This window comes from Pseudarthrobacter oxydans, from assembly GCF_030812335.1.
Taxonomy (GTDB): Bacteria; Actinomycetota; Actinomycetes; order Actinomycetales; family Micrococcaceae; genus Arthrobacter; species Arthrobacter oxydans_B.
This window is the reverse complement of record NZ_JAUSSN010000010.1, coordinates 1-19,707: the sequence shown is the minus strand read 5'-3', so window position 1 is coordinate 19,707 and position 19,707 is coordinate 1. Positions and strand designations below refer to the sequence as shown.

Sequence of the window (19,707 nt, the reverse complement as noted above, 5' to 3'; positions counted from 1 at the left end):
CTGCTACCAGCGCGGGTGGATCGATTCGCGGAAGTACTTGTCGTAGATTTCCCGGACGCCGACGTCGAACGTGGCGTCGATCCCGCTGACCCCGGCCGCTTCGGCGTTGGAGCGGGCCTGGTCCACGTTCCGCGCGCCGGGGATTACGGTGCTGACGCCGTCCTGCGCCGCGATCCAGGCGATGGCCGCCTGGGCGGTGCTCACGCCGTCGGGCACCAGTTCCTCGAACTCGGCCACCGCCTTCAGGCCCTGCCCGAAGTCCACACCGGAGAAGGTCTCCCCGACGTCGAACGCGGAACCGGTGCGGTTGTAGTTCCGGTGGTCATCCGCCGCGAAGGACGTGTCCGAGGTGTATTTGCCCGAGAGCAGCCCCGAGGCGAGCGGCACGCGGGCGATGATGCCAACGCCGGCCGCCTCCGCCGCGGGCAGCACCTCGTCCAGCGGCTTGAGCCGGAAGGCATTGAGGATGATCTGCACGGTGGCCGTGCCCTCGTGCCGGATGGCCTCGAGGGCCTCGTCGGTCCGCTCCACGCTGACGCCGTAGTTCCGGATGGCACCCTCGGCGACCAGGGTGTCCAGCGCGTCGTAGACCTCGGCGTTGCTGTACACGGCGGTGGGCGGGCAGTGCAGCTGGACCAGGTCCAGCTGCTCCATGCCCAGGTTCCGCCGGGACCGGTCCGTCCACTCCCGGAAGTTGGCGAGGTTGTAGTTCTCGGGCAGCTGCTCCGCCCGGCGGCCCATCTTGGTGGCCACCGTGATGTCCAGGCCCGGGTTGTCGGCCAGGAATTTGCCGATGGCCTGCTCGCTGCGGCCGTCGCCGTACACGTCCGCGGTGTCGAAGAACGTGACCCCGGCTTCCGCAGAGGCGGCCAGGATCGCCTGCGCCTGCGCGGGGTCCACGTTCCCCCAGTCCGCGCCAAGCTGCCAGGTCCCCAGTCCAACAATCGAGACGTTCCGTCCGGTCTTGCCCAAGATTCGCTTTTCCATCATCCGACTATAGGCCGTCGGCACTCTCCAAACGCGTTGCCAGCCCCGCTTCCTTCAGGCCGAGGTAGATTTTGTCCCGGGCGATCGGCAGCTCCGCGAACCTGACCCCAGTGGCGTTCCGGATGGCGTTGGCCAGCGCCGGCGCCACGGGGTTGAACGGGCTCTCGCTCATGGATTTTGCGCCCAGCGGGCCCAGCTTGTCGGTCGTGTCGGCGAAGTACACCTCGCTGCGCGGCACGTCGGCGAACGACGGGATGTGGTACTGCCGGAGGATGTCCGTGGTGACCCGCCCGGCGCCGTCCACCCTGACCTCCTCGTACAGCGCGGCGCCGAGGGCCTGCGCGATGCCGCCCTCGATCTGCCCGCGGCACTGCCGCGGGTTGACCACGACGCCGGCGTCGGCGGCCTGGACGCTCTGCAGGATCCGCAGCTCCCCGGTCCCGGTGTTCACGGCCACCCGGAACCCGTGGACATTGAACGCCACCGACCGCGGCGTCCCGCCCCAGTGCCCCTCGCCGGAGAGTTCGACACCGGCCGCTGCGGCGGCGTCGAATAGTTCCGTCAGCGGCACCCGGGTTCCCCCGCAGAGGACCGCGTCCCCCTCCAGCACGCACCCGGAGGCCTGGACCTGCCGGAGGCCGGCGGCGAAGGCGCGGATCCGCACCGCCAGTTCCTCGGCCGCGGCGAGGGTGGCCTTCCCGGCCACGACCGTCCCGGCCGAGCCGAAGGCGCCGGAATCGTGGTCGACCAGGTCGGTGTCCGACTGCCGGACCGTGATCCGGCCCGCGGTGGTGGACAGGGCGGTGGCGGCGAGCTGGGCGTGCACGGTCGTGGTGCCGTTGCCGAACTCCGCGGTCCCCACGTCCACCTGATAGCTCCCGTCAGGCAGCAGCCGGATCCGGGAGTGCGCGAAGTGGCCCCGCGGCGGGACGGTGTCGATCATGGACAGCGCCGAGCCCTCCCCGGTGACCCAGTCCGGGCCGAGGTCCTCGAGCCCGGCCTCCCGGTAGCGTTCCCGGCCGCGGTCCAGGGCGTCCTGCACCAGCCGGGTGCACTGGTCCAGCCCGTAGCTGCCGTAGAGGACGTCCTCTTCCGGGTCGGGGTGGGTGGAGAGCATGTCGTCGCCCTCGCGGACCATGTTGCGGCGGCGGAACTCCATCGGGTCCATGCCGATCCCGGCGGCGAGCTCGTCGACCGCGGATTCGATCGCGAAGGCCGTCTGGCTCAGCCCGTAGCCGCGGAACGCGCCGGAGGGCACGGTGTTGGTGTACACCGCCTGCGCGTCGACCTTCTTGTTGGCGCAGTTGTACACGGCCAGGGATTCGCCGCAGCCGTGGAACATCACGCCCACCGAATGGTTGCCGTAGGCGCCGGCGTTGGTCAGCACGTCCAGCTGCAGGGCGGTCAGTTTCCCCCCGGCGCTGGCGGCGGCCTTGAGCCGGATGGTGAACGGGTGCCGGGTGGTGGCTGCCGTGAACTGCTCGGTGCGGGTGAACTCGAGCTGCACCGGGCGCTGCAGTTTCAGCGCGGCGAGCGCCACGATGTCCTCGGTGAGGACCTCCTGCTTGCCGCCGAAGCCGCCGCCGACCCGCCCCGCGACCACCCGGATCCGGTCCTCCGGCAGGCCGAAGACCCGGCCCAGGGTGCGCCGGACCAGGAACGGCACCTGGCTGGACGTGCGGACCTGGAGCCGGCCGTCGTCGTCGACCGAGGCGATGGCGGCGTGGGTCTCCAGCGCGGTGTGCTGCACCCGCTGGGTCCGGTAGGTCTGCTCGTGGACGAAGTCCGCCGCGGCGAAGGCCGCCGCGACGTCGCCCAGTTCGGAGTGCAGCTCGGCGACGACGTTCCGCTCCGGCCGCCCGATGCGGGCCGTGGCGGCGTCCTTATCCCCGTGGACCAGCGGGGCGCCGGGGAGCAGCGCCTCCTGCGGGGTAAACACCGCGTCCAGCACCTGGTACTCCACCTTCAGCGCCCGGACGCCGGCTTCCGCCGCGGCCACGGTCTCGGCGACGACGGCGGCGATCCGCTGCCCGACGAACCGGACCACGTCATCGAGCACCCGCGTGTCGTCCGGATCGTCGGTGTACAGCTCGTGCTGCGCGGTGGAAAACAGCTGCGCGGGCGCGTCCTCGTGGGTGAGGACCGCCTCGACGCCGGGGATCCGCAGCGCGTCCGTGGCGTCGATGGACAGCACGCGGGCGTGGGCGTGCGGCGAGCGCAGGAGCTTCACGTGCAGCAGCCCCGGAAGCTCCGACGCCGGCACGTCCAGGGTGTAGCGCGCGGTGCCGGTGACGACCGCCCGGCCGGCGGGGGCCGGGACGTCGTCGCCGAGCTGGCCCGGATGCGGCTCGGGCTGGCTCTCGCCGGCGGTCCCGGATCCGGGTCCCGCGGGGTGGCTCGATGCGCCGTGCGCGGCCTCGCCGCAGACGGCGTCGCCGATGGCCCGGTAGCCGGTGCAGCGGCACAGGTTCCCCTTGAGGTTCCGCGGCAGGTCGGCCTTCTGTTCGTCGTCGAAGGTGGCCGCCGTCATCACCATGCCGGCGGTGCAGAACCCGCACTGGAAGCCCTGCCGTTCCAGGAACTGCTGCTGCATCGGGTGCAGGGCGTCGGAGGACGCAGTCCCGGTCGTGGCGCCCGCGCCACCGGCATCCGACGCTGTCCCGGTCGTGGCGCCCGCGCCGGACGCAGTCCCGGCCGTCTCGGGCCCCTCGAAGGGTCCGCAGGTGCGGGCGAGCCCCTCGATGGTGGTGACGGCGCGGCCCTCGGCGCGGACGGCCGGGTAGATGCAGCTGTGCACGGGGGTGCCGTCCACGTGGACCGTGCAGGCGCCGCAGTCGCCGCCGTCGCAGCCCTTTTTGACGCCGAAGTTGCCCTGCTCGCGCAGGAACGTCCGCAGGCACTGCCCGGGACGGGGTTCGGCCTGCGCCGGGGTCCCGTTGATCTCGATAGCCATGCTCAGGCCCTTTCCTGCTGCGGCGAAACTGTGTGCTGTGAAGAAACTGTGTGCGGTGAAGGGGGCGCGTCGCCCTGCGGCGGCCAGAAGTCCCCGGAGACGCGGGCAGGCGGAACCCCGGCCGGGCCCGCCAGTTCTGCCCGGATTTCCTCGGCCAGCCGGTAGGTCATGTCCTTCCGCCAGGCCGGCAGGCCGTGGATGTCGTCGTGGTAGAGCCCGTCCGGGATGGCGGCGTCGAGCGCTTCGGCCAGGGCCGCCGGCGTCGGGGCGCCGGGAGGCGCCGCGAGGCGCAGCTGCACGGGGCGCTTGGTCGCGGCGGTGACCGTGAGGACCAGGCTGCCGTCGGCGTCGAGCCTGCCGATCAGCAGCACCCCCGACCGTCCCAGGTTGCTCAGCGACAGCCGGCGGAACGCCACCCGGGAGGCAAGGGCCGACGCCGGGAGGTGGACACTGCGGAGCAGCTCGCCGGGTGCCAGGCAGTTGCGTCCATCCCCGGTCACGAACTCCGCCACCGGGACGGTGCGGCTGGACCCGCCCGGGCCAAGCACCGTGGCCACGCCGCCCAGGGCCGCGCAGAGCGAGATCATGGGCCCGGCCGGCAGGGAGGTGCAGAGGTTGCCGCCCACGGTGGACATGTTCCAGACCTTGAAGGACGCCACGAAGGAATCGCAGCACGGCCCGATCAGCTCCAGCGCGGGCCAGGTGCCCGCGTGCGTCCGGCCCGCTTCGCCGGCGGGCAGCGCGTAGAGTTCCGCGATCGTGCAGGTGGCCGCGAGTTCGATTCCGGCGTCGGACACCGTGACAGCTGGCCAGCCGGTGGAGCCGAGGTCCAGGAGCCGCCGGAGCGGTTCCTGGCCGAACGCGAAGCTGCCGTAGGAAAACAGCACGGTGCCGCCGGCCAGCCAGGCGTCGCCGGCCTGCCAGTCGGCCGGATCCGCGGTGCGGACCACGGCCTCGATGGTGTTCATGTCCATGGCATCTCCTGGTGTTGCGGGCTGTTGACGAAGTGGTGGATCGGTCCGCTCCCGTGTTTCAGGGACAGCCCGGGGGCGGAGCGGCTCCGGCCGGCGACCAGCTCCGCGGTGATGGAGACGGCCACCTCGGCCGGGGTGACGGCGCCCAGGTCCAGTCCGATCGGGGAATGCAGCCGCTCGGCCTCCTCGGGCGCCACCCCGGCGGCGAGCAGCGATGCCATCCGCTGGGCGTGGCTCCGCCGCGATCCCATGGCCCCGATGTAGGCCAGCTCGAGGCCGAGCGCGGCCTGCAGCAGCGGGAGGTCGAACTTGGGGTCGTGCGTGAGGACGCAGACCACGGTCCGGGCGTCGAGCCGGCCGGCCGCGGCTTCGGCGGCCAGGTACCGGTGCGGCCAGTCCGTGACCACCTGGTCCGCCGCCGCGAACCTGTCCTGCCCCGCGAACGCCGGCCGGGCGTCGCACAGGGTGACGTGGTAGCCGAGCAGCCGGGCGGCCGGCACCAGGGCCGCGCCGAAATCGTTGGCCCCGAACACCAGCATCCGGGCCGGCGGCAGTCTGCTCTCCACCAGTAGGGTGATGGGCTCGGTGGCGGGCCCCGCCGCGGCGTCGCCGTGGCAGCCGGATTCCGCTGCCAGCCGCACCACCCCGGTGGTCCCGTTTCTCAGCAGGGGCTCGAGCTGCGCGGCGGCCGCCTGCAGCAGGGAGCGGGCCCCGCCGTCGACTGCCAGCAGGGCGGCCACCGCGTCGGACTCTGCCACCCGGTAGCTGGCCGGATCCGGGATGACCACGGCGCCGGCGGTGCGCGGATACCCGGCACCTTCCGGGCCGTGCGCATCGATCCGGCGTATGAGCGCCAGGCCCGCTGCGGGATCGTGGGCGTCCAGGGCGGTCAGGCCCTCCGGCCGGAGGCCCCCGAGAGTGTCCGCCAGCAGTTCGATGTGGACGTCCAGCTCGCCCCCGCAGGTGAGCCCGACGGCGAAGGCGTCCTCGTTGCTGTAGCCGAAGAACTCGCGGCGCGTGCCGCCGTCGGCCATCACTTCCAGGGCCGCCGCGACGACGGCGCCCTCAACGCAGCCGCCGGAGAGGCTGCCGAGGACATCGCCAGCCTCGGAGACCAGCATGGAGGTTCCCACCGGGCGCGGCACGGAACCGCCGGTCCCCACCACCGTGGCCACGGCGCAGCGCCGGCCGGATGTGGCAGGCCACCATTCGCCCAGTGACGGCATCAGATCCAACATGGCTGCACTCTCTTTTCCTGTGCGGCGATAGTGTGCATATTCTCGTTCCAATCGGTGTCCGGGGACAGCACCGCCGCGGCGGCGTGGCCCGGAAGCGCTGCGCTTCCGGATTTTCGCGCCGGGGATCCCCGGTGCGGCGGTCCGAAAGCGCAGCGCAAGTCCGGATGTCAGGCGCCCAGCAGCGCGTTGATGGGGCCGCGGGCGAAGTAGACCAGGAATCCGGCCGTCACCACCCACATGAGCGGATGGATCTTCTTGGCCTTCCCGGACGCTGCCCCGATGATGGCCCACGAGATAAAGCCGACGCCGATGCCGTTGGCGATCGAGTAGCTCAGCGGCATCGTGACGATGGTCAGGAACGCCGGCAGGGCCACCGCGAACTTGGTGAACTTGATCTCGCGGATCTGGGCCATCATCATGGCGCCCACCACCACCAGGGCGGCGGCGGCCACTTCCAGCGGAACCACGCTGGTGAGCGGCGTCAGGAACATGGAGCCAAGGAACAGGACACCGGTGACCACGGAGGCCAGCCCGGTCCGGGCGCCTTCGCCGATGCCCGCGGCGGAATCGATGTAGACGGTGTTCGAGGACCCCGAGGTCGCGCCGCCGGCAACGGCACCGATGCCTTCAACGATGAAGGCCGACTTCAGCCGCGGGAACGTGCCGTCCTTGTGGGCGACACCGGCGCTCTTGGCGAGTCCGGTCATGGTGCCCATGGCATCGAAGAAGTTGGTGAAGACCAGCGTGAAGACCAGCATGGTGGCGGCAAGCCCGCCGATCCGGCCGAAGGCACCGAACATGTCGAACTGTCCCACGAGGCCCAGGTCGGGCGCCGACACGAGCTGGCCGGAGAGCACCGGGGTGTTCAGGTGCCAGCCGCCGGGGTTCGTGGCGCTGCCGGGACCGATGCGCAGGACCGCCTCGACGATGGCCGCGAGCACCGTGGTGGCGACGATCCCGATCAGCAGTCCGCCCTGGACCTTGCGGGCCACGAGGATGCCCATGACGAGGAGTCCGACGATGAAGACGAGGGTGGGTACTGAGGTGATGGAGCCGTTGTCGCCCAGCTGCACCGGGGGCCCGGCTGTCGTCGCCCGGACGAAGCCCGAGTCGACGAAGCCGATGAACGCGATGAACAGGCCGATGCCGACGGTGATGGCTGCCTTCAGTTCCTTGGGGACGGCCCGGAAGATGGCCGTCCGGGCGCCGGTGACGCCGAAGAGGACGATCAGGATGCCGTTGATGACCACCAGGCCCATGGCCTCGGGCCACGTGACCTCGTTGATCACCGAGACCGCGAGGAAGGAGTTGATGCCCAGTCCCGCGGCCAGGCCGAACGGCAGATTGGCTACGAGCCCGAACAGAATGGTCATCACACCGGCGGTGAGTCCGGTGACGGCGCCGACCTGCGCGGCGGACAGCCAGCCGCCGGCCACGTCGGTGGGTGCGTTGCCGGCGCTGAAGCCGCCCAGGATCAGCGGATTCAGGATCACAATGTAGGCCATGGTGAAGAACGTGACCAGGCCCCCGCGGAACTCGCGGGCAAGCGTCGAACCGCGCTCGGTGATGTGGAAGAAGCGGTCCAGGAAAGCGTTCGACGCCGGCGGCCGGGTGTTGCGGTTCTGGCGCTTGGTCTGGGCTGCGGTCTTGGGGGCCGGCGTTGTTGCCGGCTGCGGGCCTTCGTGGGACTGATCGAGGATTGTCATGTCAGTCGCCGGCCCTAGTAGTCAATCCTGGAGCCGAGCGTGTTCCAGGTGTTGAACGGTTCCAGCACTGCAGGGGCCTGGGGATCACCCAGGTCCAGCTTGGACACCGGCATGAGGGCATCCCGGTTCTCGTTCTCGAAGTACTCGTAGAAGACGGCGTCGTCGAAGCCGACGGAGGCGGCGTCGTGCCGGTCTGCCGCGAAGACGACGCGCTCCACCCGCGCCCACAGCGCGGAGGCCAGGCACATCGGGCAGGGCTCGCAGCTCGTGTAGAGGGTGGCTCCCCGCAGGTCGAACGTGCCCAGTTCGCTGCAGGCCCGCCGGATGGCCGTGACTTCGGCGTGGGCGGTGGGATCGTTGGTGGCGGTGACGCGGTTGACGCCGTCGAACGCTTGACCGCCCGCGGTGACGATGACGGCGCCGAACGGCCCGCCGCTGTTCAGGACGTTGGCCGTGGCCAGCTGGATGGATCTGGCCAGAAAATGTTCGGCCGTGACGGTGCTGCTCATGATGCGACTCCCTTTGCTGGGAAGCCGGTATACCGAGGTGAGACGGAAGGGCCAGATGCGACGGTTACCAGACTTCAGCATGTGCTTGTGAAGGTTAAGTTGCGCCTGGTAGATAGCTTCCCCGGAGTCCGGGTGCCCGCCTTTGGCAAGATCGAGATTAGCACCGGAACGTGAGCTGCGCCATAGATTTCTGGAAACTTAATTTCAGGATGTGAAATTCATGTTTCCGGGGTGTCACCGCCCCGTGTCACATTGCGCGCCGTTGACGTCCGGCCTCCCGCGGCCCTACGCTGGTCCCCAGCCGGCGCCTCTCCGCCGGCCACCTGGATCAGCAGACAGGGCATCACTGAGCTGGAATTGCACGCATCTCGGCAACCACCAGACAAGGATCCCCCATGACCCTCCCCCGCCCTTCAGGCACGCCCCGTCCCGTTCCCGGCACGCGGCTCTGGATCAAGAACCCGCTCGGCGCCTTCACGGCCAACAGCCTCGACGCCTCCGGCGGATTGGTGGTGAGCGGAGGCGTCATCGTCGAAGTACTGGCCGCCGGGCAGCTGCCCGCGGCGCCCTGCCAGGAAACGTTCGACGCCGGCAGCCACGTGCTGCTGCCGGGGCTCATCAACACGCACCACCACTTCTACCAGACCCTCACGCGGGCCTGGGCTCCGGTGGCCAACGCGCCGCTCTTCCCCTGGCTGCAGAACCTGTACCCGGTGTGGGCGCGCCTCACCCCCCGCGACCTGGAACTGGCCACCACGGTTGCCCTCGCGGAACTGCTGCTCTCCGGCTGCACCACGGCCGCGGACCATCACTACCTGTTCCCGGACGGTCTGGAGGACGCCATCGACATCGAGGTCCGGGCGGTGCGCGAGCTCGGGATGCGCGCCACCCTCACTCGGGGCTCCATGAGCCTCGGAACGGACGACGGCGGCCTGCCGCCGCAGTCCACGGTGCAGTCACCGGACGTGATCCTGGCCGACAGCGAACGGCTCATCGGCGAGTACCACCAGCGCGGCGACGGCGCCACCCTCCAGATTGCCCTGGCGCCGTGCTCGCCGTTTTCGGTCACCCGGGAGATCATGGCGGAGAGCGCGGCCCTGGCGGAGCGGCACGATGTCCGGCTGCACACCCACCTCGCCGAGACCCTAGACGAGGAGGACTTCTGCCGGGAGATGTTCGGCCTGCGGACCGTGGACTACCTGGACAGCGTGGGCTGGCTGGGCGACCGGACCTGGCTGGGCCACGGCATCCACTTCACCGACGGCGAGATTGCCGCCCTCGGGGCCGCCGGCACCGCCGTCGCGCACTGCCCCACCTCCAACATGCGGCTGGCCTCCGGCACGGCCAGGGTGCTGGAATTGGAGGACGCGGGCGTCCCGGTGGGCCTGGGAGTGGACGGTTCGGCGTCGAACGATGCGTCCAACATGATCCTGGAGGCGCGGCAGGCCTTGTACCTGCAGCGGCTGCGCTACGGCGCGCAGGTCCCGGTGGAACGGGCGCTGGGCTGGGCGACGCGGGGCTCCGCCGCCGTCCTGGGCCGGCCGGACCTGGGCCAGCTGGCCCCCGGGATGCAGGCCGACCTGGCCCTGTTCAAACTCGACGAACTGCGCTTCTCCGGAAGCCACGACCCCGTCGCTGCCCTGCTGCTGTGCGCGGCCGACCGGGCGGACCGCGTCATGGTGGGCGGGCAGTGGCGCGTGGTGGACGGCAACATTCCCGGGCTGGACGTCGCCGGGCTCATTGCGGAGCACTCGGCTGCGGCGCGGAAGCTGGTGGCCGGGTAGCCCTGGCCGCGCGCAGCCTGTTGATCCAGCGCGAGACCCGGCCGGGCCGGTGCCCCCGGTCCGCCGGGAAGTGGAAGTCCGGATCGGTGCCGCCGCGGGGGAGGTAGATCTCGGCGGGCGGTGCCGGGGGCTCCGCGGCCGTGGCGGCTGGCTGGTGCTGCTGCATTTTGTTGCTCCTTGTTCTGGGCTTGTTTTCTCGAAGTCTATTTTCACTATACGAAACTTAGTTCTTGCTATATGGAAACGATAGGACCGGGGCCCGGTGCGGTCAAGGGCTTGCGACCGCCGTCACTCAGCGCCGCCGGTCACAATCGCAAATTTCAGATTGTGATGTACACCACGGCCGGACTGGGCTAGCCTTGAAGGTAATTCGTGGCGTAGGTCACGTAACCTGGGAGCAGCAGGCAGGGTTGTAATGAGCTGGCGTCAACTGACGTCGGCTCTTTTTTATGGGTCGGCGGAGAAAGAAACGAACGCGAAATGCGTCCGAAATTTCTATGTGGGAGTTTGATTCCACATACCGGAAGTTGGGAACCCCTCCATGAACAACAAGATCGTCCTCGGACAGAACCAGTACGGTAAGGCCGAAGTCCGCGTCGTGAAGATCACCCGCGACACGGAGCGCCACGAGATCGAAGACCTCAACGTCACCTCGCAGCTCCGCGGCGACTTCGCCGCGGCCCACCTGGAAGGCGACAACAGCCACGTGGTGGCCACGGACACGCAGAAGAACACCATCTACGCCTTCGCCCGGGAGGGCATCGGCTCCCCGGAGGCCTTCCTGCTCCGGCTCGGCGACCACTTCACCTCGAGCTTCGACTGGGTGACCGGCGGCCGCTGGGAGGCAGAGTCCTACAGCTGGGACCGCATCCAGGCCCACGGCGCGGCCCACGACCACTCCTTCGTGCGCAACGGCCAGGAAGTCCGGACCGCCGTGCTGGTCCGCGACGGCGCCGACCGGCATCTGATCTCGGGGCTCAAGGACCTGACGGTCCTCAAGTCCACGCAGTCGGGCTTCGTCGGCTACCCGCGGGACAAGTACACCACCCTGCCGGAGACCACTGACCGGATCCTCGCGACGGATGTTTCCGCCCGCTGGCGCTACAACCCCGGCACGGACTTCGGCTCCCTCGACTTCAACAAGAGCTACGAGGACGTCAAGGCCCTCCTGCTGGAGGGCTTCACCGAAAAGTACTCCCACGCCCTGCAGCAGACCCTGTTCGACATGGGCACCAAGGTCCTCGAGGCACACAGCGAGATCGACGAGATCAAGTTCTCAATGCCCAACAAGCACCACTTCCTGGTGGACCTCTCGCCGTTTGGCCTCGACAACCCCAACGAGGTGTTCTTCGCCGCCGACCGGCCGTACGGCCTGATCGAGGCAACGGTCCAGCGCGAGGACGCAGCACCGGCCGACGCCGCGTGGTCCGGTATCGCCGGCTTCTGCTAAGGAGCTTCGGCCCCGCCGGCCCGGAAGGCCGGCTTCGCGACCTGTTCCGGGGCCAGCACCCGTGCCGGCCCCGGAACAGGCAGCCAGAAAAGCGAGCAGCACCCCATAAGCCACATCTGTTAGCCAGACACCGTTAGCCAGACAAAGACGTCTGCCATGAACCAAGAAAGTCTGCCATGAACATGAAAAAGAAGCCGTCAGCGGTTAAGTCCCGCCCCGGCCGCACACCGTCCGACCGGCCCGAAGACGAACGGCTTCCGATCGGAAGCACCTTCGCCTACGGCCTCCAGCATGTCCTGACGATGTACGGCGGCATCATCGCGCCGCCGCTGATCATCGGCGCGGCCGCCGGAATGCCGTCGCAGGAAATCGGCCTCCTGATTGCGGCCTGCCTCTTTGTGGGCGGCCTGGCCACCATCCTCCAGACCATCGGCATCCCGTTCTTCGGTTCCCGGCTTCCGCTGGTCCAGGGCGTCTCGTTCGCGGGCGTTTCCACGATGGTGGCGATCGTCGACGAGGGCGGCGGAATCCAGTCCGTGTTCGGCTCGGTGATTGCCGCCTCCCTGATCGGCCTGCTCATCACGCCGCTGTTCTCCAAGATCATCCGCTTCTTCCCGCCGGTGGTCACCGGAACGGTCATTACCGTGATCGGGCTGACCCTGATGCCGGTGGCCGCGAACTGGGCCATGGGCGGCAACAAGGCGGCGCCCAACTACGGCTCCATGGCCAACATCGGGCTGGCGGCGGCCACCATGGCCATCGTGCTGCTGCTGAGCAAGGTCGGCAGCGCCACCATCTCGCGGCTGTCCATCCTCCTGGCCATGGTGCTGGGCACGGTCATCGCCTTCATCGCCGGAATGACCGACTTCTCCAAGGTCGGCCAGGGCGACGTGGTCGCGTTCCCCACCCCGTTCGCCTTCGGGCCGCCCACGTTCCACGTGGCGGCAATCATCTCGATGCTGATCGTGATCCTGGTGACCCTGACGGAGACGTCCGCGGACATCATCGCCGTCGGCGAGATCGTGGGCACCAAGGTGGACTCCAAGCGCATCGGCGACGGGCTGCGGGCGGACATGCTCTCCAGCGCCATCTCGCCGCTGTTCAACTCCTTCACCCAAAGCGCGTTCGCCCAGAACGTGGGACTGGTCGCCATCACGGGCGTCAAGAGCCGCTTCGTGGTCAGCGCCGGCGGCGCCATCCTGGTGATCCTGGGCCTGCTTCCGGTCCTGGGCCGGGTGGTGGCCGCGGTGCCGACCCCGGTGCTGGGCGGCGCCGGCGTCGTGCTGTTCGGCACGGTGGCGGCCAGCGGCATCCGGACCCTGGCCAAGGTGGAGTACAAGAACAACATGAACCTGATCATCGTGGCCGCCTCGATCGGCTTCGGCATGATCCCGATTGCCGCCCCCTCCTTCTACGACCAGTTCCCGTCCTGGTTCGCCACGATCTTCCACTCCGGCATCAGCTCGGCCGCGGTGATGGCCATCCTGCTGAACCTGCTGTTCAACCACTTCAAGGCGGGCAACTCGGAGAACCAGTCGGTGTTTGTGGCCGGCACCGAACGGATCGTGCGGGAACAGGACCTCAAGTGCCTGGCCGACGGCGACCGCTTCGAAGGCGGCAAACTGATCGACTGCGACGGCAAGGAAGTTGCGGTCGAGTCGGCGTCGAAATCCGAGCACTGACCGACGGCGGCACCACTGAGATGGCAAGTGCGGCCCCGCTCCCGGAAGGGAAAGGGGCCGCACTGTGGCCTCGCCGGCTGCGGCGCCGGCTGTGGTACCGCCGGGGTTCAGCTCTTGTTGAGGTCCTGGGAAATCGCCCGGGCCGCCTCACGCAGCAGCGGCACCGCCCGGTCCGCAAAGGACTTGTCCACCCGGGAAACGGGGCCGGAGACCGAAATAGCCGCGGGGGTCGGCGCGTTGGGGATGGCGATGGCGAAGCAGCGGACACCGATCTCCTGCTCCTCCTCGTCGATGGAGTAGCCGCGGTCCCGGATCAGCTTCAGGTCCGCGAACAGGGCCTCGACGTCGCCGATGCTCTTCGGCGTGGGGGTGGGCATGCCCTTCCGGGCGACGATGCCGCGCACCGTCTCGTCGTCGAGCTGGGCCAGGATCGCCTTGCCCATGCCGGTCGCGTGCATGTAGCCGCGGCGGCCCACCTCGGTGATCATCCGCATGGAGTGCAGGGACGGGACCTGGGCCACGTACATGACCATGTCCGAATCCAGCACCGCCATGTTGGCGGTTTCCCCGAGCCGCTCCACGAGCGACTGGAGCTGCGGCCGGGCGAGCGCGCCGAGCTGCTTGTTCGCCGCCTCGCCCAGGCGGATCAGGCGCGGGCCCAGGGCATAGCGGCGGTTCGGCAGCTGCCGGATGTATCCCAGGGTGACCAGCGTGCGGAGCAGCCGGTGGATCGTGGGCAGCGGCAGGTCGGTGGAGGACGAGAGTTCACTGAGGGTGACGTCCCCGCCGGCATCAGTGATCAGCTCCAGAAGTTCGAAAACGCGCTCAACGGACTGCACGCCTCCGGGGGCTTTTTCCGCCATAACTTGGGTCTCCTGAGGGATCGGCTTGCGACAACTTTTATCCGCATCGTGAAAAAGTGCTTAGTAGACCCAAGATACAGCACGTCCGGCGCGCCGTCGAAGCGGCGTCCACGCCGCGTCTACGCCGCGTCCCTGCGGCGGTGACACACCGGAAATGCCACCCCGCGGGGCTTGTATTTCCACAGGGTAGATAATAATATCCATAATACGAAATAGTTAAGATCAGCGAACGCCCGCCCGCGGGCCGACCAGGAGGAAATTCAATGGCGAATCCGAGCCCCGGAAATTCGATCACCCTGCGCGTGGAGGCGCCGTCCAGCTTCACGGCCACCAGCGAACTGGCCGCCGCCGTCGGTGCCGCCGGCGCCGCGATCACCGCCCTGGACGTCACCGAATCCCACCACGAGACCCTCGTCGTCGACGTCACCTGCAACACCACGGATGACGACCACGCCGCCCGCGTCAAGGACGCGCTAAACGCGCTCGACGGCGTCACCGTCCGCAACGTCTCGGACCGCACCTTCCTGATGCACCTCGGCGGCAAGCTCGAGGTCGTCCCGAAAGTCGCGCTGCGCAACCGCGACGATCTCTCCCGCGCCTACACTCCCGGCGTCGCGCGTGTCTGCATGGCCATCGCGGAGAACCCCGAGGCCGCCCGGAACCTGACCATCAAACGCAACACCATCGCCGTCGTCACCGACGGCTCCGCCGTCCTGGGCCTGGGCAACATCGGCCCCGCCGCCGCGCTGCCGGTGATGGAAGGCAAGGCGGCGCTGTTCAAGCAGTTCGCCAACGTCGACGCCTGGCCGGTCTGCCTGGACACGCAGGACACCGAGGAAATCATCAAGATCGTCAAGGCGCTCGCTCCGGTCTACGGCGGCGTCAACCTCGAGGACATCGCCGCGCCGCGCTGCTTCGAGATCGAAACCCGGCTCCGCGAGGAACTCGACATCCCGGTCTTCCATGACGACCAGCACGGCACCGCCATCGTCACCCTCGCGGCCCTGACCAACGCCCTGCGCGTGGTGGGCAAAAAGCTCCCCGACGTCCGGATCGTCGTGTCCGGCGTCGGGGCGGCCGGCTCCGCCATCATCCAGCTGCTCAAGGCCCAGGGGGCGCGGAACATCATCGCCGCAGGCCGCTCGGGCGCCATCCACTTCGGCGAACAGTACAGCGACGAGCACCGCACCTGGATCGCCGAGAACACCAACGAACAGGGATTCTCCGGCACCCTGCACGAAGCCCTCAAGGGAGCCGACGTCTTCATCGGCGTCAGCGCACCGCACGTGATCGGCGAAGAGCAGGTGGCATCCATGGCCAGGGACGCTATTGTGTTCGCCATGGCCAACCCCACGCCGGAAATCGATCCGGTCATCGCGTCGCGGCACGCCGCCGTGGTGGCGACCGGCCGCAGCGATTTCCCCAACCAGATCAACAACGTCCTGGCCTTCCCCGGGTTCTTCCGCGGTCTGCTGGATGCCGGGGCGGCGGACATCACCCCCGAGATGCTCGTGGCCGCCGCCGCGGCGATCGCGAACCGGGTGGCTGACGATGAGCTCAATGCCAGCTACATCATTCCCAGCGTCTTCGACCCCCACGTGGCCGCCGACGTCGCCGCCGCCGTTGCCGGAGCGGCCCATGCTTCGGCCCACGCCGCCGCGCACGCCCGCGCCTGAACCGCATTTGCAGCCCTGATTCACCGAACAGGAAGGACCACAATGGCTCTCACCATTTCAGCCCACCGCCCCGTTCACCGCGCGGAGGAGATCCTCACCCCCGAGGCCCTGGCCTTCATCGAGGAACTGCACCAGCGCTTCGCCGCCACCCGCGGGGATCTGCTCAAGGCCCGCGCGGTCAAACGCGAGGAGGTGGCCCGCACCGGCCGGCTCGATTTCCTTCCGGAGACCCGCGACATCCGCGAGGGCGACTGGACCGTAGCCCCCGCCCCGGCGGCCCTGCAGGACCGCCGGGTGGAAATGACCGGCCCGGCCGCACCGGCCAAAATGGCCATCAACGCCCTGAACTCCGGCGCCAAGGTCTGGCTCGCCGACCTCGAGGACGCCAGCACCCCCACCTGGTCCAACGTGATCGAATCGATCCTCAACCTCCGCGACGCCGCGGCGGGCACCCTGGCCTACACCTCCCCGGAAGGGAAGGAGTACAAGCTGCGGACCGACGCCCCGCTGGCCGTCGTCATCGCCCGTCCGCGCGGCTGGCACATGAGCGAGCGCCACCTGCTGATCGGCGGCGAGCACACCGTGGGCGCCCTGGTGGACTTCGGCCTGCACTTCTTCCACACCGCCCGGCAGCTGCTGGAGAACGGCCAGGGCCCCTACTACTACCTGCCCAAAATGGAGAGCCACCTCGAGGCCCGCCTCTGGAACGAGATCTTCGTCTTTGCGCAGGACTACCTCGGCATTCCGCAGGGCACCATCCGCGCCACCGTCCTGATCGAGACCATCCCGGCGGCCTTCGAGATGGACGAGATCCTCTACGAACTCCGCGACCACGCCTCCGGCCTGAACGCCGGGCGCTGGGACTACCTGTTCAGCATCATCAAGTATTTCCGCGACGCCGGCCCGCGCTTTGTGCTGCCGGACCGCGCCACCGTGGCCATGACCGCGCCGTTCATGCGCGCCTACACCGAGCTGCTGGTCAAGACCTGCCACCACCGCGGCGCCTTCGCGATGGGCGGCATGGCGGCCGTCATTCCCAACCGCCGCGAGCCCGAGGTGACGGCCCAGGCCTTCGAGAAGGTCCGGGCGGACAAGACCCGCGAGGCGAACGACGGCTTTGACGGTTCCTGGGTGGCCCACCCGGACCTGGTCCCGGTCTGCCGCGACGTCTTCGACGCCGTGCTGGGCGAGCGGCCGAACCAGCTGGACAAGCAGCGCCCGGAAGTTTCGGTCACCGCCGACCAGCTGCTGGACATCGCCTCCGCGGACGGCACGGTCACCGAGGCGGGCCTGCGCCTGAACCTCTACGTCGCCGTCGCCTACACCGCGGTGTGGATCTCGGGCAACGGCGCCGTCGCCATCCACAACCTGATGGAGGACGCCGCGACGGCGGAGATCTCCCGCTCTCAGGTCTGGCAGCAGATCCGCAACCAGGTGGTCCTCGCCGACACCGGCCGGACCGTGACCCGCGAGCTGGTGGCCGGAATCCTGGCCGAGGAAACCGAGAAGCTCCGCGGCGAGGTGGGCGAGGACGCCTTCGCGAAGCACTACCTGCCCGCGAGCCAGCTCATCGGCGACATCTGCCTCTCCGAGGACTACACGGACTTCCTCACCACACCGGCCTACGAACTGGTGGGCTGAGCCATGGCCCTATCTCCCTCCGGGCCGCGCTCCGGGCCTCCCTCCGGGGCACTCTCCGGCACCGACCTGGGCCGGATCGATGCCCTGCTGGCGGCGACGGATGAGCTGCTGGAACGGAACTACCCGGGCGACGACGGCACCCGCCAGCCGGTCCACACCGTCTACATCCCGGCCGACCGCTTCACCCCCGGGTTCGCCGCCGGCTGGGGTGCCCAGGCGCTGGCCGCGGCCGAAGCCCACGGCGGCCTGGAACGGCTCGGAACCCTGCTCGGCCAGGAGCCCGGACTGGCCGCCGCCGTCGCAGCCCGCGTGGCCGCGAAACTCGGCAGCGAACCGATCGAGGACCTCCGGCTGGACTTCGAGGACGGCTACGGGGACCGCGGTGACGACGCCGAGGACGCCGACGCCGTCGCTGCCGCCGCCGCCGTGGCCGCCGCGGTGGCGGACGGCACCGCCCCGCCGTTCATCGGGATCCGGTTCAAATGCTTCGAGGCGCCCACCCGCGCCCGCGGGCTGCGCACCCTGGACCTGTTCGTCTCCGGCCTGGCCGCCGCCGGCGAGCTCCCGGACGGGCTCATCCTCACCCTGCCCAAGGTCACCACCGTGGCCCAGGTGCAGGCAATGGACTACGCCGTGTCCCGGCTGGAGGAAGCCCACTCGCTGCCCGCCGGCCGGCTGCGGTTCGAAGTCCAGGTGGAAACGCCGCAGCTGATCCTGGGCCCCGACGGCACCTCCCCCGTGGCGCAGCTGCCGCACGCCGTCCCCGGCCGGATCAGCGCCCTGCACTACGGCACCTACGACTACTCGGCCTCGCTGCAGATCTCCGCGGAATACCAGTCGATGGAACACCCGGTGGCGGACCTCGCCAAAGAGGTCATGCAGCTGGCCGTCGCCGGAACCGGCATCCGGCTCTCCGACGGGTCCACCAACGTCATCCCCGTCGGCGACGGGGTGCAGGACGCCTGGCGGCTCCACGGCCGGCTGGTCCGCCGCTCGCTGGAACGCGGCTACTACCAGGGCTGGGACCTCCACCCCGCCCAGCTGCCGAGCCGCTTCGCCGCCACCTACGCGTTCTACCGGCAGGGCCTGCCCGCCGCGGCCGCGCGGCTCCGCAACTATGCGGAGCGCACCGAGGGCGGCGTAATGGACGAGCCCGCCACGGCCAGGGCCCTCGCGGCCTTCGTGCTGCGCGGTATCCAGTGCGGTGCCGCCGGCGCCGAGGAAGTCCGCGGGCTGACCGGCATCGGGCTGCCCCAGCTGACCGTCCTGGCCCACCCCCGGCTGGCACAGCCGGCCGCCGCCCCCAACCACTGACCCTTACACAAAGGAGTGCACCCATGAGCAACTACTTTTCCCCCGAAGGCGGCCTGCCGCCGCAGACCCAGCTCCTCACCGACCGCGCCGTGGTCAAAGAGGCCTACACGGTCATCCCCAAAGGGGTGCTGCGCGACATCGTCACGTCCAACCTCCCCGGCTGGACGAGGACCCGCGCCTGGATCATCGCCCGGCCCATCGCCGGCTTCGCCACGACCTTCTCGCAGCTGATCGTGGAAGTGGCGCCGGGCGGCGGCAGCGACAAGCCCGAGGCGGAGGCCGGCGTCGAAGGCGTCATCTTCCTGACCAAGGGCGAACTGACGCTGACGCTCGACGGCGAGATCCACCACCTGGAGTCCGGCGGCTACGCCTATCTCGCCGCGGGTTCGGACTGGAAGGTCACCAACGACGGCGCCTCGGACGCCGCCAGCTTCCAGTGGATCCGCAAGGCCTATGAGCCGCTGGCCGGCTTCACCGCGAAGTCCTTTGTGACCCGCGACCAGGACGTCGAGCCGCGGCCCATGCCGGGCACCAACGGTGCCTGGGCGACCACGCGTTTCGTGGATCCGGACGATCTGGCCCATGACATGCACGTCAACATCGTCACGTTCCAGCCCGGCGGCTCCATCCCGTTCGCCGAAACCCACGTGATGGAACACGGACTCTTTGTCCTCGAGGGCAAAGCCGTCTACCGGCTCAACGACGACTGGGTGGAGGTCGAGGCCGGCGACTTCATGTGGCTCCGTGCCTTCTGCCCGCAGGCCTGCTACGCCGGCGGGCCGGGCCCGTTCCGCTACCTGCTCTACAAGGACGTCAACCGCCAGATCCGCCTCACCTAGGTGTATTGCCCACGGACGTTGGTGACAGGCGGCGTGGTTCGGTGACAAAAAGAAGACCTCCGGGTGGAGTGGGGCTTGTCTAGAGTCCAGT

At 69.3% G+C, this 19,707-nt stretch carries 14 protein-coding genes; 7 read left to right on the top strand and 7 right to left on the bottom strand.

Going from position 1 to position 19,707, the window contains the following annotated elements:
* Positions 1-3 precede the first annotated feature (3 nt).
* From J2W14_RS16255 to J2W14_RS16230, 6 genes are all read right to left on the bottom strand, one after another.
* Entirely contained in the window at positions 4-987 is a 984-nt protein-coding gene (locus J2W14_RS16255; RefSeq protein ID WP_307464414.1) for an aldo/keto reductase, read from the bottom strand.
* A gap of 7 nt (positions 988-994) precedes the next feature.
* Entirely contained in the window at positions 995-3,940 is a 2,946-nt protein-coding gene (locus J2W14_RS16250) for a molybdopterin-dependent oxidoreductase (protein ID WP_307464412.1), read from the bottom strand.
* A gap of 2 nt (positions 3,941-3,942) precedes the next feature.
* Positions 3,943-4,914: an FAD binding domain-containing protein gene (locus J2W14_RS16245; protein WP_307464410.1), complete on the bottom strand. Its 972-nt coding sequence runs from the start codon at positions 4,912-4,914 to the stop codon at positions 3,943-3,945.
* Positions 4,905-6,152, bottom strand: coding sequence for an XdhC family protein (locus tag J2W14_RS16240; protein WP_307464408.1), 1,248 nt, complete (start codon positions 6,150-6,152; stop codon positions 4,905-4,907). Before J2W14_RS16240 ends, J2W14_RS16245 begins: the two co-directional genes overlap by 10 nt.
* Positions 6,153-6,319: 167 nt before the next feature.
* Complete coding sequence (locus tag J2W14_RS16235) at positions 6,320-7,858, bottom strand: NCS2 family permease (RefSeq protein WP_307464406.1); 1,539 nt, start codon at positions 7,856-7,858, stop codon at positions 6,320-6,322.
* Between the two features lie 14 nt (positions 7,859-7,872).
* Positions 7,873-8,367 (bottom strand): nucleoside deaminase, encoded by a 495-nt coding sequence (locus J2W14_RS16230; RefSeq protein ID WP_307464405.1) that lies wholly within the window; start codon positions 8,365-8,367, stop codon positions 7,873-7,875.
* A 395-nt stretch (positions 8,368-8,762) separates the two neighbouring features.
* Here J2W14_RS16230 and J2W14_RS16225 point away from each other — a divergent pair, with 395 nt between their 5' ends.
* The 3 genes from J2W14_RS16225 to J2W14_RS16215 all read left to right on the top strand — a co-directional run bounded on the left by J2W14_RS16225 (position 8,763) and on the right by J2W14_RS16215 (position 13,283).
* Positions 8,763-10,151 (top strand): 8-oxoguanine deaminase, encoded by a 1,389-nt coding sequence (locus J2W14_RS16225; protein ID WP_307464403.1) that lies wholly within the window; start codon positions 8,763-8,765, stop codon positions 10,149-10,151.
* A gap of 541 nt (positions 10,152-10,692) precedes the next feature.
* A complete protein-coding gene (gene pucL, locus J2W14_RS16220) occupies positions 10,693-11,601 on the top strand; it encodes a factor-independent urate hydroxylase (RefSeq protein ID WP_307464401.1) in 909 nt (302 codons plus the stop codon).
* A 176-nt stretch (positions 11,602-11,777) separates the two neighbouring features.
* Complete coding sequence (locus J2W14_RS16215) at positions 11,778-13,283, top strand: nucleobase:cation symporter-2 family protein (protein ID WP_307464400.1); 1,506 nt, start codon at positions 11,778-11,780, stop codon at positions 13,281-13,283.
* Positions 13,284-13,390: 107 nt separating this feature from the next.
* On the opposite strand, the gene J2W14_RS16210 is transcribed toward J2W14_RS16215, so the two are convergent.
* Positions 13,391-14,146 carry an IclR family transcriptional regulator gene (locus J2W14_RS16210; protein WP_307464398.1) on the bottom strand — a complete coding sequence of 252 codons (756 nt, stop codon included), beginning with the start codon at positions 14,144-14,146 and terminating at the stop codon, positions 13,391-13,393.
* A gap of 263 nt (positions 14,147-14,409) precedes the next feature.
* Between J2W14_RS16210 and J2W14_RS16205 the strand changes: the two genes are divergently transcribed.
* From J2W14_RS16205 to J2W14_RS16190, 4 genes are read left to right on the top strand one after another with little or no spacing between them, the layout of a single operon-like run.
* Positions 14,410-15,822, top strand: a complete 1,413-nt coding sequence (locus tag J2W14_RS16205) for an NAD-dependent malic enzyme (RefSeq protein WP_307464396.1) — start codon at positions 14,410-14,412, stop codon at positions 15,820-15,822.
* A gap of 42 nt (positions 15,823-15,864) precedes the next feature.
* Complete coding sequence (aceB, locus tag J2W14_RS16200; RefSeq protein ID WP_307464393.1) at positions 15,865-17,463, top strand: malate synthase A; 1,599 nt, start codon at positions 15,865-15,867, stop codon at positions 17,461-17,463.
* Positions 17,464-17,466: 3 nt separating this feature from the next.
* Complete coding sequence (locus tag J2W14_RS16195; RefSeq protein WP_307464391.1) at positions 17,467-18,777, top strand: DUF6986 family protein; 1,311 nt, start codon at positions 17,467-17,469, stop codon at positions 18,775-18,777.
* Positions 18,778-18,800: 23 nt separating this feature from the next.
* A complete protein-coding gene (locus J2W14_RS16190; protein WP_307464388.1) occupies positions 18,801-19,616 on the top strand; it encodes a bifunctional allantoicase/(S)-ureidoglycine aminohydrolase in 816 nt (271 codons plus the stop codon).
* Positions 19,617-19,707: the final 91 nt, after the last annotated feature.